This window comes from Microbacterium sp. NPDC060132 (assembly GCF_042729675.1).
Classification (GTDB): Bacteria; Actinomycetota; Actinomycetes; order Actinomycetales; family Microbacteriaceae; genus Microbacterium; species Microbacterium sufflavum.
In genome coordinates, this window is sequence record NZ_JBHWXU010000001.1 from 837,189 (window position 1) to 855,126 (window position 17,938).

Genomic DNA, 17,938 nt, shown 5'->3' on the forward strand with positions numbered 1-17,938 from the left:
GCCCGTGTTGCGCAGAGGCTCCGCGCACGACTTGCACACACGTGCAGGGAGCCGGCCACCGGTTCTCCGTGTCCCTGTGGCTGAATGGGAAGGTAGGCCGAAGGAGAGTCCGATGAGCACCATCCGATCCGAGTCGATCCTGATCGACGGCACCTGGCGCGCCGCTTCCGACGGCGGCACGCTCACGGTGGAGAACCCCGCCGATCTGTCGATCGTCGCGACGGCCCCCATGGTGACGGCCGACGACCTCGACGCGGCCCTCGCGGCGGCGGACCGTACGCGCGAAGCGTGGGCGGACACCCCGGCCTGGGAGCGTTCGGCGCTGTTGCGCACCGCCGCCCGCACCATCGTCGACCGCGTGGACGACATCGCCGCGCTCCTGACGGCCGAACAGGGGAAACCGCTGCGCGAGTCGCGCGCGGAAGTGCTCTCCGCAGCGGAGCAGTTCGAGTGGTACGCCGACGAAGCGCGGCGCATCTACGGCCGGACCGTGGACGGCACGTCCGCCGCCATCCGCATCGAGGTACGCAAGGAGGCGATCGGCCCCGTGGCGGCCTTCACCCCCTGGAACTTCCCGGTGATGCTCGCCGCACGCAAGCTCGCTCCGGCGCTGGCGGCCGGGTGCCCGATCATCCTGAAGCCCGCCGAAGAGGCGCCCTCCGCCTGTCTCGCGATGGTGCGGGCCGTGCAGGACGCGGGCTTCCCCGCCGGAGTCATCGCCGCGGTCACCGGCGATCCGGCGACCATCAGCGCGCACCTGATCGCCTCGCCGATCATCCGCAAGGTCTCGCTCACCGGGTCCGTGCGCGTCGGTCAGCACCTGATGACCCTCGCTGCCCAGAACATGGCCGCCGTCTCCCTCGAACTCGGCGGCCACGGTCCGGTCGTCGTCTGCGACGACGTCGATGTGCCCGCCGTTGCCCGCCTCTGCGCGCAGACCAAGTTCCGCAACGCCGGCCAGGTGTGCATCTCCCCCACCCGCTTCCTGGTGGCGCGGAGCATCCACGACGAGTTCGTCGATGCGTTCACGGCTGCCACGCGGGAGCTCGCCCTCGGCGACGGCACGCACGAGCGCACCGACGTCGGGCCGCTGTGCAGTGGTCGACGTCACGACGACTTCGCGGCCCTGATCGACGATGCGCTCGCTCGCGGCGCTGTCGCCGAGACGGGCGGGCGCTCGGCCCCGGAGCTGGGCGGACACTTCTACGAGCCCACCGTGCTCCGCGACGTTCCGCAGGACGCCCGGGTCCGCACCGAGGAGCCGTTCGGGCCGGTCGCCGTGGTCATCGCCTACGACGACCTCGACGAGGCGGTGCGCGTGGCGAACTCCACCGACTATGGGCTGGCCGGCTACATCTTCACGACGCGGCTCGACCGCGCCCGGCTGCTCAGCGAGCGGGTGCGGGCCGGGATGCTCGGCATCAACAGCTTCCTCGTCAGCACGGCCGTCGCGCCGTTCTCCGGGGTGGGGCTCAGCGGGCTCGGCGCCGAGAACGGCACGGAAGGCATCGAGCACTACCTGCACCCGAAGACGGTCGTGACGGGCTTCCCGGCGGAGCTGTCATGACGGTGGCACGCGGAGCGTCCTCCGCGGACCATCACCTCCCGCGTACGACCGTCCCGAAGGCCAGCAGCATCCTCGCGAACGAACTGCGCACGTCGATCGTGCGCGGAAAGCTCACCGCCGGCACGCCTTTCCCGTCCGAGGCCGAGATCATCGAGACGTCCGGCCTGAGCCGCGCGACCGTGCGGGAGGCGCTGCGGCTGCTCGAAGCCGAGGGCCTCATCGTGTCGCGCCGCGGACCCGGAGGCGGGCTGCGCGTCGGCCAGCTCGACCTGCAGTCGACCGTGCGCACCATCGCCGTACACCTCGCGATGAGCGAGGCGACGCTCGGCGACGCGTTCGCGTTCCGCCGCCTGATCGAACGGGAGTGCGCGCGACTCGCCGCGGCCAACGCCACGGACGCGCAACGCGAGAGGCTGCGCGAAGCGGTGGCGGAGCAACCGCATCCGCTCTCCGAGGTCATCGACTTCCACGACCTCATCGCCGAATGCACCGGCAACGAGTTCTTCCGCGTCGCGCAGAAGATCGTGGTCTCGATCGCGGGCTGGCACACGCCGGACGAGGGTCTGGACGACCACGACCTCGTGTTCGCGAAGGCGGCGCACACCAAGGTGGTGCAGCGCATCCTCGCCCGCGACGGGGAGGGCGCCGCGCGCGCGATGGACCGCCACCTCGAGGCGTTCGAGCGCATCGTCGAAGAGCGCGGCAACCTCGACAAGCCGGTGATCCGCGCGTCCTCCTGGACCTGACCGTTCCAATACGACTCCTCGCCGCGAGGTGTCACCAGCGGCGCTGGACCTCCTCCGCCCACCCGAACACGTTCTCGACACGGTAGACGCTTCCCGACGAGAGCCGGATCTCCCCGTCCCAGCGGCCGAAGCACTGATCCTCGCGGCTGAGGAACAGCAGCTTCTTCGTGAGCGAGTGACGGTGGTGCGCCGGCGTGAAGACGAGGTCGACCTGCGGGCCGCGGAAGGTCCACGGCTTCAGGAAGTCCTCCGTGTCGTACGTCCACTCGACGTCGTGGCTGAGCTTCTCGATCACGCCGTCCACGCGCAGCGCGTTCTCGGTCGACGGCGAGCCGTTCGTCCACTTCGCACCGAGCTGGATGCCGATCTCATGGCCGTCGGTGTACCCGGCACCGCTCCCCCAGTTCCACAGCACCTTCGCCGGCCACTTCCCGCGACCGTGATCGAGCGCCGCCCACGCCTCGGACGGGTTGACCGTGCGTCGCACGCCGTCGACCTCGACCCAGCCGCTCGCGCGCAGACAGTTGTCCTTGCGGGTGTACTGGAATCGGCGCGAGGTCCACGGCACGACCACGCCCATGGACTCGTGCCCCTTCTCCTCGAGCACCTGGATCCGGGCGGTGACGCGGGTGCCGCGCACCTCGAGGAGGGTCCCTTCGGCAGTGGGGGTGATGGCGACGGCGGTGCTGGCGGTGCGCCTCCCCATCGGGGTGTCCCCGCTCGTCTCGGGGAGGTCCGCCCGGCCGGGGAACCACACGGCCTCGCCGTCGACGACCTCGGCGCCCGACGCGAGGTCGAGGGCGTAGATCGCGAGCCCGGCACGGTAGTCGGCGTGCGAGAAGCTGAACGCGAAGACGAGTTCGGGCGTCGAGATCGCCCAGTACTCGAACCGCTTCCGGCGGCCCCACCACCGCAGATTGGCACGCAGATGCGGGTACCGCGACCACCCGACCGCCGCCGGGTTCAGCCGACCGCCCGGCAGGCACAGGTCGACCCTCCTGGTCAGCTCGCGTTCGGACTTGGGCACGTCTCGCTGGAACACCGTCACCGTCTCAGCCCTTCGTCGCGCCGTCGGCGAGACCCTTGATCAGGTACTTCTGCAGGAGCAGCGTGAAGATCACGACCGGGACGACGGTCACCGTCCCCGCCGCGGTGAGCAGGCCCCACATGCCCCCGCTCTCGGTATCCACGGCCATGCCCTGGATCGCGACCGGGATCGTCGAGGCGTTCCGGTTGGTGAGCACCAGAGCGAACAGCAGCTCCTCGTACGCCATCATCACGCTGAAGATGAGCGATGACACGAGCGCAGGGGTCAGGATCGGCAGGATGATGCGGAAGTACGCGCCGAGTCGGGAGGTGCCGTCGATCATCGCCGACTCCTCCAGCTCCTTCGGGATGGCGAGGAAGAACGAGCGCATGAGCCACATGACGTACGGGATGAGGAACGTCGAGTAGGCCAGGATGAGCGTCAGGTGCTGGTCGGTCATCCCCAGGTTCCGCGCGACGAGGAACAGCGGAACGGCCAGGGCGATCGGCGGCACTCCGCGGGTGGCGAGGATCAGGGCGCCGATCATCCCGCCGCCGGCGAGCTTCATCCGGGCGATGCCGTATCCGGCCATGGAGCCGACGAACACCGCGAGCAGCCCGGCGCCGAGCGACACGATCACCGTGTTCAGCATCCGCCGCGGGATGTCGTAGTTGGCGAGGTTGAGGTAGTTGTCCAGCGTCGGCTCGGTGAAGAGGGTCGGCGGCGTGGTGAAGATATCGCGCGGAAGCTTGAACGACGTGAGGATCATCCAGATCACCGGCAGCAGGAAGAGCAGGCAGATGACGATGCCGGCGATGATGCGAATGCGGTGGCCCAGGCGGCGTCGCGACCGGCGTGCGGGTGTCGGCCGCACGGCGCCGATCGCGGTCGCCGTGTCGAGCGGGGCGGGGGTGAGGGTCGACGAGCTCAAAACTTCTCCTCCAGCTTGCGGGTCCCTCGGAGGAACACGAACATCAGGATCATGGTGATCACCAGCACGATCACGGCCATGGCCGCGGACTCGCCGAAGTGCAGCGAGCGGAACGCCTGCTCGTAGATGTAGAGGTTCACCACGTTGGTCGCCTGGCCGGGGCCGCCGCGGGTGGCCACGAGCGCGATGTCGAACATCTTCATCGCTCCGAGCCAGCGCACGACGAAGGTCGCGGCGATGATCGGCGCCAGCAGCGGGAGCGACACGTGCCACAGCTTGTGCCACCAGTTCGCGCCGTCGACCGAGGCGGCCTCCAGCACGTCGTTCGGGAGCGTGAGCAGCGCGGCCGACGCCACCAGGATGATGAACGGCGTCCAGCGCCAGGTGTCGATGATGATGACCGTGGCCATCGCCATCGTCGGGTCACCCAGCCAGTCCACCGCCGGCAGACCGAACAGGCCGCCGATCCAGTTGAAGACGCCCCAAAGCGGGTCGAGCAGCATCTTCCACACGCCGCCCGCGACGACCGGTGCGACGGCGAGCGGCACGAGGAAGAGGGCGCGAATGAGGCCGCGCCCTCTCCACTCGGCGTTGACGAGGAAGGCGATGCCGAAGCCCAGGATCATCTGGATGGGAAGAGCGAACACCAGATAGATCCCCGTCACGACGAGGGAGTTGTGGAACTTCTCGTCCGTGAACGCCTCGACGTAGTGCTCCCACCCGACCCACTCGCGGGGAGTGAAGGTGGCGAGATCGAGCTCCGAGAAGCTGATCTGCAGCGTGTAGAGGATGGGGTAGCCGAGCAGGGCAGCCATCAGGATCACGGCGGGCAGGACGAACGTCCACCTGTTCGCGAGATCGATGAGACCGTACCGGCTCATACGTCGTCGGGCGCTTGTCATCACCAGTCGTCTTCCCGTCTTACTCGAGGAGATCGTCGATGCCGTCGTTCATCCGCTTCACGGCGTCTTTCGCCGTGATGTTGCCGGGGATGAACTCGCCGGTCTCCGTTGCCAGGACTTGCTGCACGGCGTCGGACTCGACGATGTGCGGGCGCCACATCTGTCCGGCCTCGATCGCGGGCCACGCCACCTCGAGGGCCTCGTAGACGGGCGACAGCCACTCCTGCTCCGGCGTGGTCTCCAGGGTGCTGGCACGCGCCGGGAAGACGCCGAGCGTGTTGGTCTGCCACTGCTCACCCTTCTTCGAGGTCAGCCACTGCACGAAGGTCCAGGCGGCCTCCGGGACGTCGGTCTTGGAGTTGACGCCCATCGACCACACCCCGCGGTGCGCGCCGGGGCCCTCGCTGCCCGCGGGCAGGGTCTGGATGCCGACCTGCTCGGGTGTGAGCGTGGTCGTGGCCGGGTCGACCGCCGAACCGCGGTAGACCGAGCCCCAGGTGAACAGGGTCGCCAGGCGCCCCTGTCGGAACGCCTCGAGCGGCTCGTTGAACTGCCAGCTCACCGCCCCGGGAGGGGCGACGTCGAGCAGCTGGCGGTGGATGTCCATGGCCTCGACGGCGTCGTCGCCGAGCACGGCCTCCGTGTTGTCCTCGTTCAGGATCTGGCCGCCGTTGGAGTTCATGATCGTCTGCCAGATGGTCGGCGTGAGCCCATCGCGCACGAAGTACGTGCCGACGGCCCAGGCGTCGTCGGTGCCGTCGCCGTCGGTGTCCTGCACCAGGTCGGGCGCCTGATCCAGGTACTCGTCCCAGGTCAGGTCCGGGGTCGGGAGCGGAACGCCGGCCGACTCGTAGAGGCTCTTGTTGTAGAGCATCATGAGGATGTTCGACCGCGCGGGTACCGCGTACTGCTTGCCGTCGAACTCGCCGGCCGCCAGGGCCGCCGGGTAGAAGTCGTCCCAGTCGTAGTCGTCGGCGGTCCACTGCTCCAGCTCGTCGCCGCGCAGGTCCATGAGCCCGCCCGTCGAGGCGAGCTGCGGCGTCCAGTTGTCGTCCGCCATCACGATGTCGTACGTGGCATCGGTGTTGGTCAGTTCGAGCATCGTCTTGGCCAGCTGATCGTTGTACGGCACACCGTCGATCGTGACGTCGATGTTCGGGTAGTCCTTGGCGAACTCGGGGATCAGGTTGTCCTGCCACTGGCTGGCGTAGGCGTCGTTGACGAGGATCTTGAGATCGATCCGCTCGTCATCGGTACCGAGCCCACCACCGTCGGCGGAAGGCTCCTCCCCCGAGCCACCGGCGGCGCAGCCGGCGAGGAGGACCGTGGTGATGATCATCGCCCCGCCGGCCAGGGTGATCGGGCGGCGCGAACGCAGCCTGCGTCGTTGCATCATTGCATTCTCTTTCTCTCGGGTTCCGCCTTCGGGGGGCGGCACCTGTGGGGTGTGGTCACAGGCCTGGTCATGCTCGCGGCGGCCGCTTCCGACCGTCAAGCGCCCTGCACATATGTGCTGGCGACCTCTCTGGCGGAGTGCTCGTCGATGATCAGATCGGTCACGAGGCCGGCGGCCAGCGCGCCGCGCAGAGCGGGGATGCGGCTGGGGTCGCTGACCACGCACACGCGACGGGGGGCGCGACGGAGGGTGTCGAGGTCGGGGCCGCTCGAGCGCTCGTTGAGGCGGATGCCCGCGTGCGTGCCGTCGCCGCGGAGGAACACGGTCGCGACGTCCCCGACGACCTCGGCGGCCTCGAGCTCCTCGCGGTCGGCGTCACTCAGGTAGCCGTTGCGGTACACGTGACCGGGGATCGTGGAGTGCGGGTCGCCGACGCCGAACACGGCGATGTCGATCCGCTGCTGCAGAGCGAGGATCCGTGCCACGCTCCGCTCGCGCCAGAGGACGGTCTTCGTCAGCGGGTCGTCGAAGAACGCCGGTACGGGGAGGGGTTCGACGTGCGCGTTGAACGCCTCGGCGAAGCGCTGGAGAATGTCGCCGACGTACCCGAGCCCGAAATTCTCGCCGTAGGCGGCGCCGTTCAACTGCACGACGGTCACGTCGGTGAGCGGGCGGTCGACGAGGTGATGGCTGACGGCCGCCATGGTGTTCCCCCAGGCGACCCCGATAGTCGACGACGACTCCACCATCGCCGACAGGATGCGTCCGGCGTGGCGGGCGACCTGGGCGCTGCGTTCGCGCACGCTCATCCCGGTCGATGCGGGGATGATGTAGGCGGTGACGCCGTCGTGCAGGCGGATCTCGTGCTGGAGCCGGGAGATGCCGTCGGTCGGGTGCTTGATGCGGATGTCGACCAGCCCGGTGTCCCTGGCGTAGGACAGCAGTCGCGACACCGAGGACCGGCTCATGTGGAGCGAGTCCGCGATGGCCTTCATCTTCAGGTCGCGCAGGTAGTAGAGCTGGGCGGCGCGCAGCGCCAGCTTGGTGCGATCGGCGATCTCGACCATGGCCCCTCCTAGAAGGCGGAGACGCCCGTGAGCGCCCGCCCGATCGAGAGGGCGTGGATGTCGTCGGTGCCCTCGTACGTGCGCACGGCCTCGAGGTTGGCCATGTGCCGCATCACGGGGTAGTCGGCCGTGACGCCGTCCCCGCCGAGGAGCTCGCGTGCCGACCGGGCGATCGCGATCGCCGAGCGCACGTTGCCGAGCTTCGCGATGCTGACCTGTGCGGGCTGCATCCGCCCCTCCGACTTCAGCGACGCCAGGTGCAGCGCGGTGAGCATTCCGCCCTGGTAGGCCAGCATCATCTCGGCCAGTCGCGCCTGCACGAGCTGCTTGCCGGCGAGCACCCCGCCGAACGAGGTCCGTCGGCCGGCGTAGTCGACGCTGAGGGCGAGGCACTCCCGTGCGATGCCGAGGACGCCCCACGCGATTCCGAACCGCGCCTCGTTGAGGCAGGTCAGCGGCGCGCCGAGTCCTGTCGCCCGCTCGAGGATCGCGTCGCCCGGCAGTCGGACCTCGTCCAGGGTCACGTCGCACTGGATCGAGGCGCGCATGGCGTGCTTGTGCAGGATCGGTGTCGCGGTGAAGCCGGGAGCGTCAGTGGGGACCACGAATCCGCGCACCCCGTCCGACGTGCGGGCCCACACGATCGCGATGTCGGCGACGGTGGCCAGGCCGATCCAGCGCTTCGCCCCCGAGAGCACCCACCCGTCGCCGTCGCGCTCGGCGACGGTCGTCATCGCTCCGGGGTCGCTCCCGCCCTGCGGCTCGGTCAGCGCGAAGCATCCGAGCAGGCGGCCGGCGGCCATCTCCGGGAGCAGGGACGCGCGCTGCCGGTCGGAGCCGAACCGCGCGATCGCCGTCATCGTGAGGGAGCCCTGGACGGAGACGAGTGTCCGCCATCCACTGTCGGCCGCCTCGATCGCCGCGCACGCCAGGCCGTAGGCGGTGGGGCTCGCTCCGGCGCACCCCGGTGCCTCCAGGTGCATGCCGAACAGCCCGGCGTCCGCGAAGGCGGGCACGATCTCGGCGCGGAACCGCGCCTCCTCGAAGTCCGCGTCGATCGTCGGCAGGACGACGTCTGCGGCGACGGCGGCCGCGCGCGAACCCCAGGCGCGGTCCTCGGGGCTCAGACGCTCCTCGAGGCCGAGCAGTGTGTCGACGGCCGCGTAGGCGGATGGGTTCATGGGGTCTTCTCCCTCGTGACGGCGGACAGCCGCTCCCGCAGCTCGCTTCCCCCTTCGTCGAGTGACGGAGGGGCCAGCGGGTAGTCCACGGGTGTGTGCGAGAACGTGAGCGGGTTGCGCACGATCGGCAGGGCGTCTCCCGCGAGGCCCACGGGTTCGAGTCCGATCCGCTCGGCGAAGCGGATGCCGTCTTCGATCGTCTGGATCGGCGCGCTGGGCACACCGACCCCGGTCAGCAGGTCGAACCACTCGGCGGCACCGCGGTCGGCAAGCGCGGCCACGATCTCGGGGCGCAGTGCGTCGCGGTGGGCGTTGCGCAGCTGGGGTGCGGCGAAGCGCGGGTCGGTCGCCAGGTCGTCGCGCCCGATCACGGCGCACAGGCGCTCGAACTGCGCGTCGTTGCCCACGGCGATCACGAGCGGCAGGTCAGCGGTCGGAAACGGCTCGTACGGGTAGAGGCTGGGGTGCTGGTTGCCCATGCGGCGGGGCACGTGGCCCGCCGCGGCGTACGCCTGGGTCTGGTTCACCATCGACGACAGCGCCGCCGACAGGAGGTTCGTCTCCACGAGCTGCCCGAGTCCCGTTCGCTCGCGATGCCGCAGCGCCGCGAGGATGCCGACGGCCGTGTGGAGTCCGGTCAGCACGTCGAACAGTGCGAAACCACCTCGGAACGGCTCGCCGTGCTGCGCGCCAGTGGTGTCCATGAACCCGCTCAGCGCCTGGACCATGAGGTCGTAGCCGGCGAGGTGCGCCCCGGCCCCGGTGCCGAATCCGGTGATCGAGGCGTAGACGAGGTCGGGTCGATCGACGGCGAGCGTCGCGTAGTCGAGCCCGAAGCGCCGCAACCCGCCGGCCTTGAAGTTCTCGACGACCACGTCGGCCTGGGCGATGACGTCCCGGGCGATCGCGAGGTCGCCGTCGTCGGCGAGATCGAGTACGAGGGAGCGCTTGTTGCGGTTCGCCGACTGGTAGTAGGTGGCGACACCCTCGTGCACCGGCGGCGCGAACCGGCGGGTGTCGTCGCCGTCCGGGCTCTCGATCTTCACGACGGTCGCGCCCATGTCGGCGAGGAGCATGGTGCAGTAGGGGCCGGCGAGGATGCGAGAGAGGTCTGCGACGACGATGCCCTGCAGCGGCCCGGGGCGTTCGTCGGCGAGGGGGTTCGTCATCGCGCACCGCCGAGGACGAGGTGGGTGATGGCGCGGGCGACGCAGGCGGGACGGTCGCCATCGTCGTCGATCTCCACGGTGTGCGTGGTGTGCACGCGGACCGCGCCGTCGAGGGCGGTCACGGCGTCGAGCACGATCCTGTCGCGCACGCGACTGCCGGCCGCGACCGGCGCCGGGAAGCGCACGCGCTCGTATCCGTAGTTGACCCGACCGACCGCCCCGGAGAAGGTGTAGGCCTGTGCGGCGAGCGCGGGAAGCAGGGACAGCGTCAGGAGGCCGTGGGCGACCGTGCGTCCGAACGGTCCTCGCGCCGCACGCGCCGGGTCTGTGTGCAGCCACTGCTCGTCGCCGGTCGCGCTGGCAAAGCGTTGGATGCGGTCCTGGTCGATGGTGGTCCACGCGCTGACGCCGAGCTCCGTGCCGACGAGACCCGGGAGGGCCGTCACGTCGTAGGTGGTGGTCATGCGCATCCTCGTCGAAGTCGTCAGGTCCGCGCACATTTGTCCGGATGGGAATCGTGCGGCGTATTTAGTGTAAGGATTACACCGAACTACTGAAAAGGCAAGCTCGAAGGAACCACCGATGACCCTCCTGACCACCGCTCCCCCCGAAACCGACTTCCTCCGCCTGTACGACCGGCTCGATACGGACGAGCGCGCGATCGTGGCTCGTGTGCGGGATTTCGTGCGCGAGCGCGTGCTCCCCACGATCAACGAGCACTGGGAGCGGGCCGAGTTCCCCGCCGACCTCATCCCCGGCATCGCCGAGCTCGGCGTGATCGGCACCACCATCCGGGGGTACGGCTGCCCAGGGCTCAGTCCGCTCGCGGCGGGTCTCGTCGCGCTCGAGATGTCACGCGGTGACGGAAGCATCAACACCTTCCTCGGTGTGCAGTCGGGACTGAGCATGGGCACGATCGACCTGCTCGGCTCCGAGGAGCAGAAGCAGCGGTGGCTGCCCGCGATGGCGCGCCTGGAGAAGATCGGGGCCTTCGCCCTCACCGAGCCAGGACACGGCTCCGACTCCGTCGCGCTCGAGACGAGCGCGACGAGGGACGGCGACAGCTTCGTGCTCACCGGAGCCAAGCGCTGGATCGGCAACGGCCACAGCGCCGACGTCGTCGTGCTGTGGGCGCGGGACACCGCGGACGGCCAGGTCAAGGCGTTCGTCATCGAGAAGGGCGCGGACGGACGGCACCCGGCCGGGTATCGCGCCGAGGTGATCACCGGCAAGATCGGCAAGCGGGCGATCCTGCAGCCCGACATCACCCTCGATGCGGTCCGCGTGCCCGCCGCGAACCTCCTCGCCGGCTCCACCTCGTTCCGCGACGCCGGAGCGGTCCTCGCCCGCACCCGCTCCGGGGCATCGTGGGAGGCGACGGGACATGCGATGGCGGCGTACGACATCGCCGTCGACTACGCGCGGTCCCGGGTGCAGTTCGGCAAGCCGCTGGCCGCCCACCAGATCATCCAGCAGCGACTGGCCAAGATGCTCGCCGAGGTCACGGCCATGCAGCTCATGTGCTTCCGCCTCGCCGAGCTGTCCGCGGAGTCCGCTCTGACCGGGCCGATGGCGTCGATCGCCAAGATGTTCACCGCGGATCGCGGGCGCTGGGTGTGCTCCGAGGCCCGCGACATCCTCGGCGGAAACGGACTGCTGCTGGAGAACCACGTCGCCCGCCATCTGACAGACATGGAGGTCGTCTACACCTACGAGGGCACCGACACCGTGCAGTCGCTGCTCATCGGACGCGAGATCACGGGCATCTCCGCCTTCCGCTGACGCGCGACCGCCCCCATCCCCCACAACAGAACGACGACAGGAAGCAGGTTCCGCATGCGGTTCATCGGACGTACGGCGATCGTGACGGGAGGCGCCAGAGGCATCGGTCACGCCACCGCTCTTCGGCTCGCGCGGGAGGGGGCGCGCGTGGGCGTGCTCGATCTCGTGCACAGCGACGCCCTCCACGCGGCCGCCGCCATCTCCGACGACGGGGCGACGAGGGACTCCGGCGGGAGCGCCGTGGCCCTCGCCGCGGACATGACCGACGCCGAGCTCGTCGCCCGTGCGGTCGACGGGTTCGTCGATGCCGAGGGACGCCTGGACGTGTTCGTCAACAACGCGGGTGCCACGCGCGACGACCTGCTGTTCCGGATGTCGGTCGACGATTGGGACTTCGTCCTCCGCACGAACCTCACGACGGCCTTTCTCGGCCTCCGCGCCGCGCAGCGGAAGATGGTCCCCGCGCGCGCGGGAGCCATCGTGAACCTGTCGAGCCGGTCGGCCCTGGGCAACCGGGGACAGGCGAACTACTCCGCAGCGAAGGCGGGGATCCAGGGGCTCACCGCGACCGCGGCGATCGAGCTCGGCCCGCTGGGCATCCGCGTGAATGCGGTCGCGCCCGGCTACATCGCGACGCCGATGACGGCGCGAACCGCCGAACGGGTGGGGATGGACGCGGCTGCTCATCAGGAGCAGGCCGCATCCGTGACCCCGCTGCGCCGAGTGGGGCGCCCCGACGACGTCGCCGCCGTGGTGGCCTTCCTCGCGAGCGACGACGCCGCCTATGTCTCCGGCCAGACCGTGTACGTCAACGGTGGTGCGCGATGACCGCCGTCTACATCGTCGATGGCGTCCGCACGCCGGTCGGCCGCTACGGGGGGAGCCTGTCATCCGTGCGCCCCGACGATCTCGCCGCCCTGACGGTGGGCGCGGTGGTCGAGCGGTCCGGCGTGGACCCCTCCGCGATCGACGAGGTGGTGCTGGGAGCGGCGAACCAGTCCGGCGAGGACAACCGCAATGTGGCGCGGATGGCCGTCCTGCTCGCTGGCCTCCCCGTCTCCCTCCCCGCCTTCACGGTCAACCGGCTCTGCGCGTCGGGGATGACGGCGATCACCACCGCGCATGCCCTGATCGCTTCCGGGGCGGCCGAGGTGATGGTCGCCGGAGGGGTCGAGTCGATGTCGCGGGCGCCGTGGGTCCAGGCGAAGCCGCACCGGGCGTTCGCCGGCCCGGGTGCGCAGTTCGACACGTCGATCGGTTGGCGGTTCGTGAATCCGCACCTCGAACGCGACGACGACGACATCACCCTGAGCATGCCCGAGACGGCGGAGCTCGTCGCCGAGCGCTTCGGGATCGGACGCGAACGGGCCGATGACTTCGCCCTGGAAAGCCACCGTCGGGCGATCGCAGCGGTCGACGCCGGGCGGTTCGACGGGGAGATCGTCGCCGTCGACACCGCGACCGGCCCCGTCATGGCCGATGAAGGACCGCGGCGGGACACCGACGCCGCCGCCCTCGCGCGCCTGCGCCCCGTGGTCGCCGGTGGACGGATCGTGACGGCCGGCAACGCCAGCACCCTGAACGACGGGGCATCGGCCGTACTGCTCGCGAGCGAGGCCGCGGTGCGGACGCACGGATTGACCCCGCGGGCTCGGATCGTCGCGCACGCCGCGTCGGCCCTCCACCCGTCGATCATGGGGATGGGCCCGGTCGATGCGGCGACCGCGGCACTGCGCCGAGCAGGCTGGCGCTCGGAGGATCTGGGCGCGATGGAGCTGAACGAGGCGTTCGCCGCACAGGCGCTCGCCTGCCGCGACCGACTCGAGTGGGACCCGGCCCTCGTGAACGCGTGGGGCGGCGCGATCGCTCTCGGGCATCCGCTCGGCTCGTCGGGAGCCCGGATTGTGGTCACGCTGCTGTCGCGGATGGTGGCGGACGACGTCCGCCGAGGCGCCGCGGCCATGTGTGTGGGCGTCGGTCAGGGCACGGCGCTGCTCCTCGAACGCTGAGCGGAGCAGCCTCACCACCGGTTCCGCACGTCCTCGGCCCACCCTTCGGTCCCGTCGACGACCACGCGCTCCCCGCGGTCGTCGAGCACCCACCCCGACCAGACCCCGAACAGCTGATCGGTGCGGCTCGAGATGAGCAGCGCGCGGGTCCGGGAGCGCTTCGCGTACGACGGGGTGAAGGTCAGGTCGGCGTTCTCGCCCCCGATGCGCCAGGGCCGTCGATCGGAGGTGCGGTCGTACTCCCACACGAGCTCCTCGCTGATCTTGGACAGGTGCCCGTCGACCACCACCGCGTTCTCGGTGGCCCCGGAGCCGTCGGTCCACTGGGAGCCGAGCTGCAGGCCGACGACCCGGCCGTCCACCGTGCCGCTCCCGGCCGCCCAGTTCCAGCTGACGTCGTACGGCCATCGTCCGCGCCCGTGGTCGAGCACCGCCCACGCGTTCTCGGCGATCGCGTGGGTCGCCCCATCCACCGTGAGGGACCCGTGCGCTGGTCGGGCGACGTCCTTCACCGTGTACTGGAAGCGCCGGATGCCCTTCGCGGAGTGCCAGGGAACCACGACGCCGAGCGACTCATGCCCGTCCGGCCGGGAGGCCGTGATGTCGAACTCGACACCGGGTGCTGTGCCGCGCAGGCGCGTCCCCGCCGCGCCCAGGTCGTCGATGTCGAGCGACAGTCTTCTCGTGCGGGCGCGTGCAGGCCCTTCGCCATGCGACGGTGGCAGTGTCGCGCTCCGGGCGCCGGGTACGACCACCGTCATGTCGGACGACACGCCCGTCGTCCGGTCGAGCACCCAGATCGAATGCAGCGACAGGTAGTCGATGCAGGACACGGTCAGGGCGAGGATGTGCTGCGGAGTCATCACGTTCCAGTACTCCCAGCGCTTGTTCCGGCCCCAGGCGCGCCTGCCGAGTGCGGACGTGTCGTGCAGCGGGGTGCGCGACCATCCGAGGGCGGCGGGGTGGAAGCGGCCGTCCGGGGTCGTCAGGGCGACACGCTCGGTGATCTCGCGCTCGATCATTCGGGGCTCCGTTCTCGAGTCGCGGCGTCGAAGACGCGCCGGAACTCGGTGTTGAGGGCGCGCACGGTCGCGGCGTCCGGTTTCAGCGATGTGCGATCGGCCGTCAGGAGGCCGTTCGATTCGTCCTCCACGTCGGCGAGCTGGGTGTACACGGTGGCCGACAGCCCCCGCGGGATCGCCGGGAGCACTTCGCGCCGGTGCAGTCGTTCGTACGCGCGGGTGAGGTCTTCCCGAGAGCTCAGGCGTCGGTAGCCGAACTCACGTGCGGGGTAGCGGTGGCCGGGGAGCCTCAGGCTGTACCCCCCGAACTCGGACACGACGAGGGCACGGCCGTCGCGACCCCACCACCGCGCCGGCCGGATCGGCTGAAAGTAGACGTGCAGGCTGCGCAGGTCGCCCGAGCGCTGATCGTGCCACCCGCTCGCGTGGTCGATCACCCGGTCGGGGTCACGGCGCCGCAGGTGCTCGACGACCCGGGCGGCGTCGAACTGCCCCCAGCCCTCGTTGAACGGCACCCAGGTGACCACGGAGGGCGAGTTGCGCAGCAGGTCCACCATCTCGTCGAGCTCGTCGAGGAACTCCTCCCGCCCCGCGGCCTCGGCGCGTCCGAAGATCCGGTGCCATCGATCGGCGAGGCGGATGTGCGGGGAGGCTACCGGGGCGGTGATCACCCAGGGGCGGTAGGTCGACCCGCCGTTGACCGCGTCCTGCCAGACCAGCATGCCGAGCCGGTCGCAGTGGTGATACCAGCGGAGCGACTCCACCTTGATGTGCTTGCGGAGCATCGTGAAGCCGAGCTCCTTCATCGCGACGATGTCGGCCACGAGGGCGTCATCGTCGGGCGCGGTGTACAGGTCGTCTCCCCAGTACCCCTGGTCGAGCACGCCGATGTGCGGGTACGGCTCGCCGTTGAGGCGCAGCCGCGGCATCCCCCTGGCGTCACGGTCGACGTCGACGCTGCGCACCCCGACGTAGCTCGCCACCCGGTCGTCGCCGACGGCGATGTCGAGGTCGTACAGGAACGGATCCTCCGGACTCCACAGCCGCGGTCGAGGGAGGCGAAGGGGCAGTGCGGTGCCGGCGACCCCCTCCGCGGACGCGACGACCGTCTCTCCGGCGCGCACGGCCACGGTCACCGGAGCTCCGGGCGCCGACGCCTCGACCGTCACCTCCAGCGTCGCTGTCGCCATCCCGACCCGCACGTCCGGAGTCCTCAGCCGCAACCCCGTCACGTACGTCGGTGGGACCTCCTCCATCCAGACCGTCTGCCAGATGCCGGACTGCGCGGTGTACCAGATGCCTCCGCGCTTCAGGCGCTGCTTGCCGACGGAGTGGTGCGAGCCGTCGCTCACATCACGCACCTCGACCTCGATCTCGTGGTCGTCGTCGGCGCGCAGGGCCTCGGTGACATCGACCGCGAACGGCAGGTAGCCGCCCACGTGCGTCGTGACCTCGACGCCGTCGATCCGCACCCGGCACGACTGGTCGACCGCCCCGAAGTGGAGGATCGTGCGGTAGCCGGGCCTCGCGGCGTGGGTGAAGCGGCGTCGGTACCAGAGCGACTCGTGCGACTGAAGCTGGCGGCCGACTCCCGAGCGCGGGGTCTCCGGCGAGAACGGCACGAGGATGCGGCGATCCCACCGTGTCGGCGCCGCGCCCGCATCGGTGAAGGCGCACTCCCACCAGCCGTTGAGGATCCGGTGGCCGTCGCGCCGGAGCTGCGGCCGCGGATACGCGGCGAGCGGGGCGTCCGAGGTCACCGGGGCGTCCTCTCGCGCCGCGTCCGCCAGGCGACCAGGGCGGGGACGAGGGCCAGGATCGCGGCGGCCGCGAGGAACATCGCGGGCCCCGGCACGGGCCGCTCGACGCCGAGGTCGAGGTAGGTGCGCCCGTCGCCGACGATCACCCAGGCGCCGATGAACGGTCCGACGATCATCGGGATCATCGTGCCCGTCACCATCCGGAGACCTTGGACCATCCCGGCCTGCCCGTCGGGGGTCTCGTCTCGAGCCGTGGCAGAGGCCGAGGCGGTCGCCAGCATCATCCCGCCGAGCGCGAGCGCCGCCGCCACGATCACGCTCACCGTGTCCCGCGCGAAGAACATCAGGAGGAGCCCGACCGCGAAGAGCAGCGTCGCTGGCAGGAGCAGGCGGCGCTTGCCGAGCCGATCCATGAGCATCCCGCCGACCACGCTGATGGTCGCGGCCGCCAGCAGGGACACTCCGAGGATCAGCGCGTAGGACTCCACGCGCAGCCCGTACTGCAGGTAGATGATGACGTAGGGCAGGAACACCTGCGCCGCCGTGCCGATCACAGCGAGCATGGCGAGCGACAGGTAGAGCGGCGCGTGCGCGCGGACCGTCGAGGGGTGGAATCCGCGCAGTAGCCGCACGGCCACGGGTGCGACATCGAGGGTCGCGGCGGGTGCCGCATCGCGCAGGAGCATCCAGGCGAGGAGCCCCGAGACCGCCGTCACTCCCCCGACGACGGCGAAGAAGGTCCGCCACTCGCCAGCGCGAGTGAGTCCGTCGAGAGCACCGAACACGACCAGCATGGCGAGGAGGGGCAGGGCTGCGAGCACGGCGTCCGCGCGTCCGCGGGTGCGGGGCGTGGTGACATCCGTGACCCAGGCACCGAAGGCCGCATTGTTGGCTCCGGAGCCGATCATGCTCATGACGCAGTCGAGGGCGATGATCCCGACCACGGCGAGGAGCACGAAGGGCGCGGCGACGGCGCCTTCCGAGGGTGAGAGCAGACCGAAGGCCGCGGTGCAGGCCCCCCAGGCGACGTATCCGACGGCGACGAAGAGGCGACGACGACCCGTGCGATCCGACCACGCTCCGATCAGAAGGGTGGCGACGGTCGCGGCCACGGCGCTCAGCGCGACCATCATCGCGATCACGGTCGGGTCCTGGGTGATGCGCTCGTACACGAAGACGTTGAGATACATGTTCTCCACCGTCCACGCGACCTGGCCGACCAGGCCGACGACCACGAGGGCGGTCCAGACGCGGACGCCGAGGCGCTGGGGGCGCGGGCTCGACGGGCGCGGGGCGGAGAGGGGTCGGGGTGACGTCATCGTCAGTCCTCTCGAAGCAGGAGTTGGTATTGCCACGTGGCAATACGGTGCCACGATAGC

General features: G+C 70.3%; 16 protein-coding genes. 5 read left to right on the forward strand and 11 right to left on the reverse strand.

Features of this window, described 5'->3' with window-relative positions; genetic code table 11:
* The first annotated feature begins 112 nt into the window (after positions 1 to 112).
* Together ACFWCH_RS04195 and ACFWCH_RS04200 are read left to right on the forward strand one after the other, a co-directional pair.
* Positions 113 to 1,567, forward strand: a complete 1,455-nt coding sequence (locus tag ACFWCH_RS04195; RefSeq protein ID WP_136028768.1) for an NAD-dependent succinate-semialdehyde dehydrogenase — start codon at positions 113 to 115, stop codon at positions 1,565 to 1,567.
* Positions 1,564 to 2,313, forward strand: a complete 750-nt coding sequence (locus ACFWCH_RS04200) for a FadR/GntR family transcriptional regulator (protein WP_378802977.1) — start codon at positions 1,564 to 1,566, stop codon at positions 2,311 to 2,313. Before ACFWCH_RS04195 ends, ACFWCH_RS04200 begins: the two co-directional genes overlap by 4 nt.
* Positions 2,314 to 2,344: 31 nt before the next feature.
* Here ACFWCH_RS04200 and ACFWCH_RS04205 read toward each other — a convergent pair whose 3' ends face one another.
* The 8 genes from ACFWCH_RS04205 to ACFWCH_RS04240 all read right to left on the reverse strand — a co-directional run bounded on the left by ACFWCH_RS04205 (position 2,345) and on the right by ACFWCH_RS04240 (position 10,450).
* Complete coding sequence (locus ACFWCH_RS04205) at positions 2,345 to 3,361, reverse strand: DUF2804 domain-containing protein (RefSeq protein ID WP_378802978.1); 1,017 nt, start codon at positions 3,359 to 3,361, stop codon at positions 2,345 to 2,347.
* Between the two features lie 4 nt (positions 3,362 to 3,365).
* Positions 3,366 to 4,271 carry a carbohydrate ABC transporter permease gene (locus tag ACFWCH_RS04210; RefSeq protein ID WP_205828201.1) on the reverse strand — a complete coding sequence of 302 codons (906 nt, stop codon included), beginning with the start codon at positions 4,269 to 4,271 and terminating at the stop codon, positions 3,366 to 3,368.
* Positions 4,268 to 5,173 carry a carbohydrate ABC transporter permease gene (locus tag ACFWCH_RS04215; RefSeq protein WP_378802979.1) on the reverse strand — a complete coding sequence of 302 codons (906 nt, stop codon included), beginning with the start codon at positions 5,171 to 5,173 and terminating at the stop codon, positions 4,268 to 4,270. Before ACFWCH_RS04215 ends, ACFWCH_RS04210 begins: the two co-directional genes overlap by 4 nt.
* 19 nt (positions 5,174 to 5,192) lie before the next feature.
* Entirely contained in the window at positions 5,193 to 6,566 is a 1,374-nt protein-coding gene (locus ACFWCH_RS04220) for an ABC transporter substrate-binding protein (RefSeq protein WP_168442770.1), read from the reverse strand.
* Positions 6,567 to 6,664: 98 nt separating this feature from the next.
* Entirely contained in the window at positions 6,665 to 7,636 is a 972-nt protein-coding gene (locus ACFWCH_RS04225) for a sugar-binding transcriptional regulator (RefSeq protein ID WP_136028773.1), read from the reverse strand.
* A gap of 8 nt (positions 7,637 to 7,644) precedes the next feature.
* A complete protein-coding gene (locus ACFWCH_RS04230; RefSeq protein ID WP_378802980.1) occupies positions 7,645 to 8,817 on the reverse strand; it encodes an acyl-CoA dehydrogenase family protein in 1,173 nt (390 codons plus the stop codon).
* Positions 8,814 to 9,986, reverse strand: a complete 1,173-nt coding sequence (locus ACFWCH_RS04235; RefSeq protein ID WP_378802981.1) for a CaiB/BaiF CoA transferase family protein — start codon at positions 9,984 to 9,986, stop codon at positions 8,814 to 8,816. Before ACFWCH_RS04235 ends, ACFWCH_RS04230 begins: the two co-directional genes overlap by 4 nt.
* Positions 9,983 to 10,450 (reverse strand): MaoC family dehydratase, encoded by a 468-nt coding sequence (locus ACFWCH_RS04240; protein ID WP_378802982.1) that lies wholly within the window; start codon positions 10,448 to 10,450, stop codon positions 9,983 to 9,985. Before ACFWCH_RS04240 ends, ACFWCH_RS04235 begins: the two co-directional genes overlap by 4 nt.
* Positions 10,451 to 10,568: 118 nt before the next feature.
* On the opposite strand from ACFWCH_RS04240, the gene ACFWCH_RS04245 reads away from it, so the two are divergent.
* Genes ACFWCH_RS04245 through ACFWCH_RS04255 form a run of 3 tightly spaced genes read left to right on the forward strand, consistent with a single transcriptional unit; the run spans position 10,569 to position 13,777 of the window.
* Positions 10,569 to 11,768, forward strand: a complete 1,200-nt coding sequence (locus ACFWCH_RS04245; protein WP_136028777.1) for an acyl-CoA dehydrogenase family protein — start codon at positions 10,569 to 10,571, stop codon at positions 11,766 to 11,768.
* Positions 11,769 to 11,822: 54 nt separating this feature from the next.
* Complete coding sequence (locus ACFWCH_RS04250) at positions 11,823 to 12,596, forward strand: SDR family oxidoreductase (RefSeq protein WP_136028778.1); 774 nt, start codon at positions 11,823 to 11,825, stop codon at positions 12,594 to 12,596.
* A complete protein-coding gene (locus ACFWCH_RS04255; protein ID WP_378802983.1) occupies positions 12,593 to 13,777 on the forward strand; it encodes a thiolase family protein in 1,185 nt (394 codons plus the stop codon). Before ACFWCH_RS04250 ends, ACFWCH_RS04255 begins: the two co-directional genes overlap by 4 nt.
* 11 nt (positions 13,778 to 13,788) lie before the next feature.
* Here the strand turns inward: ACFWCH_RS04255 and ACFWCH_RS04260 are convergent, their stop codons facing one another.
* Genes ACFWCH_RS04260 through ACFWCH_RS04270 form a run of 3 tightly spaced genes read right to left on the reverse strand, consistent with a single transcriptional unit; the run spans position 13,789 to position 17,878 of the window.
* The gene (locus ACFWCH_RS04260; protein WP_378802984.1) at positions 13,789 to 14,799 is read right to left on the reverse strand and encodes a DUF2804 domain-containing protein; all 1,011 of its coding nucleotides are present in this window, start codon (positions 14,797 to 14,799) and stop codon (positions 13,789 to 13,791) included.
* Positions 14,796 to 16,559 (reverse strand): glycoside hydrolase family 2 protein, encoded by a 1,764-nt coding sequence (locus tag ACFWCH_RS04265; RefSeq protein WP_240744489.1) that lies wholly within the window; start codon positions 16,557 to 16,559, stop codon positions 14,796 to 14,798. The genes ACFWCH_RS04260 and ACFWCH_RS04265 overlap by 4 nt, the downstream gene beginning before the upstream one ends.
* Positions 16,556 to 17,878 carry an MFS transporter gene (locus ACFWCH_RS04270; RefSeq protein ID WP_378802985.1) on the reverse strand — a complete coding sequence of 441 codons (1,323 nt, stop codon included), beginning with the start codon at positions 17,876 to 17,878 and terminating at the stop codon, positions 16,556 to 16,558. The genes ACFWCH_RS04265 and ACFWCH_RS04270 overlap by 4 nt, the downstream gene beginning before the upstream one ends.
* Between the last annotated feature and the right edge of the window lie 60 nt (positions 17,879 to 17,938).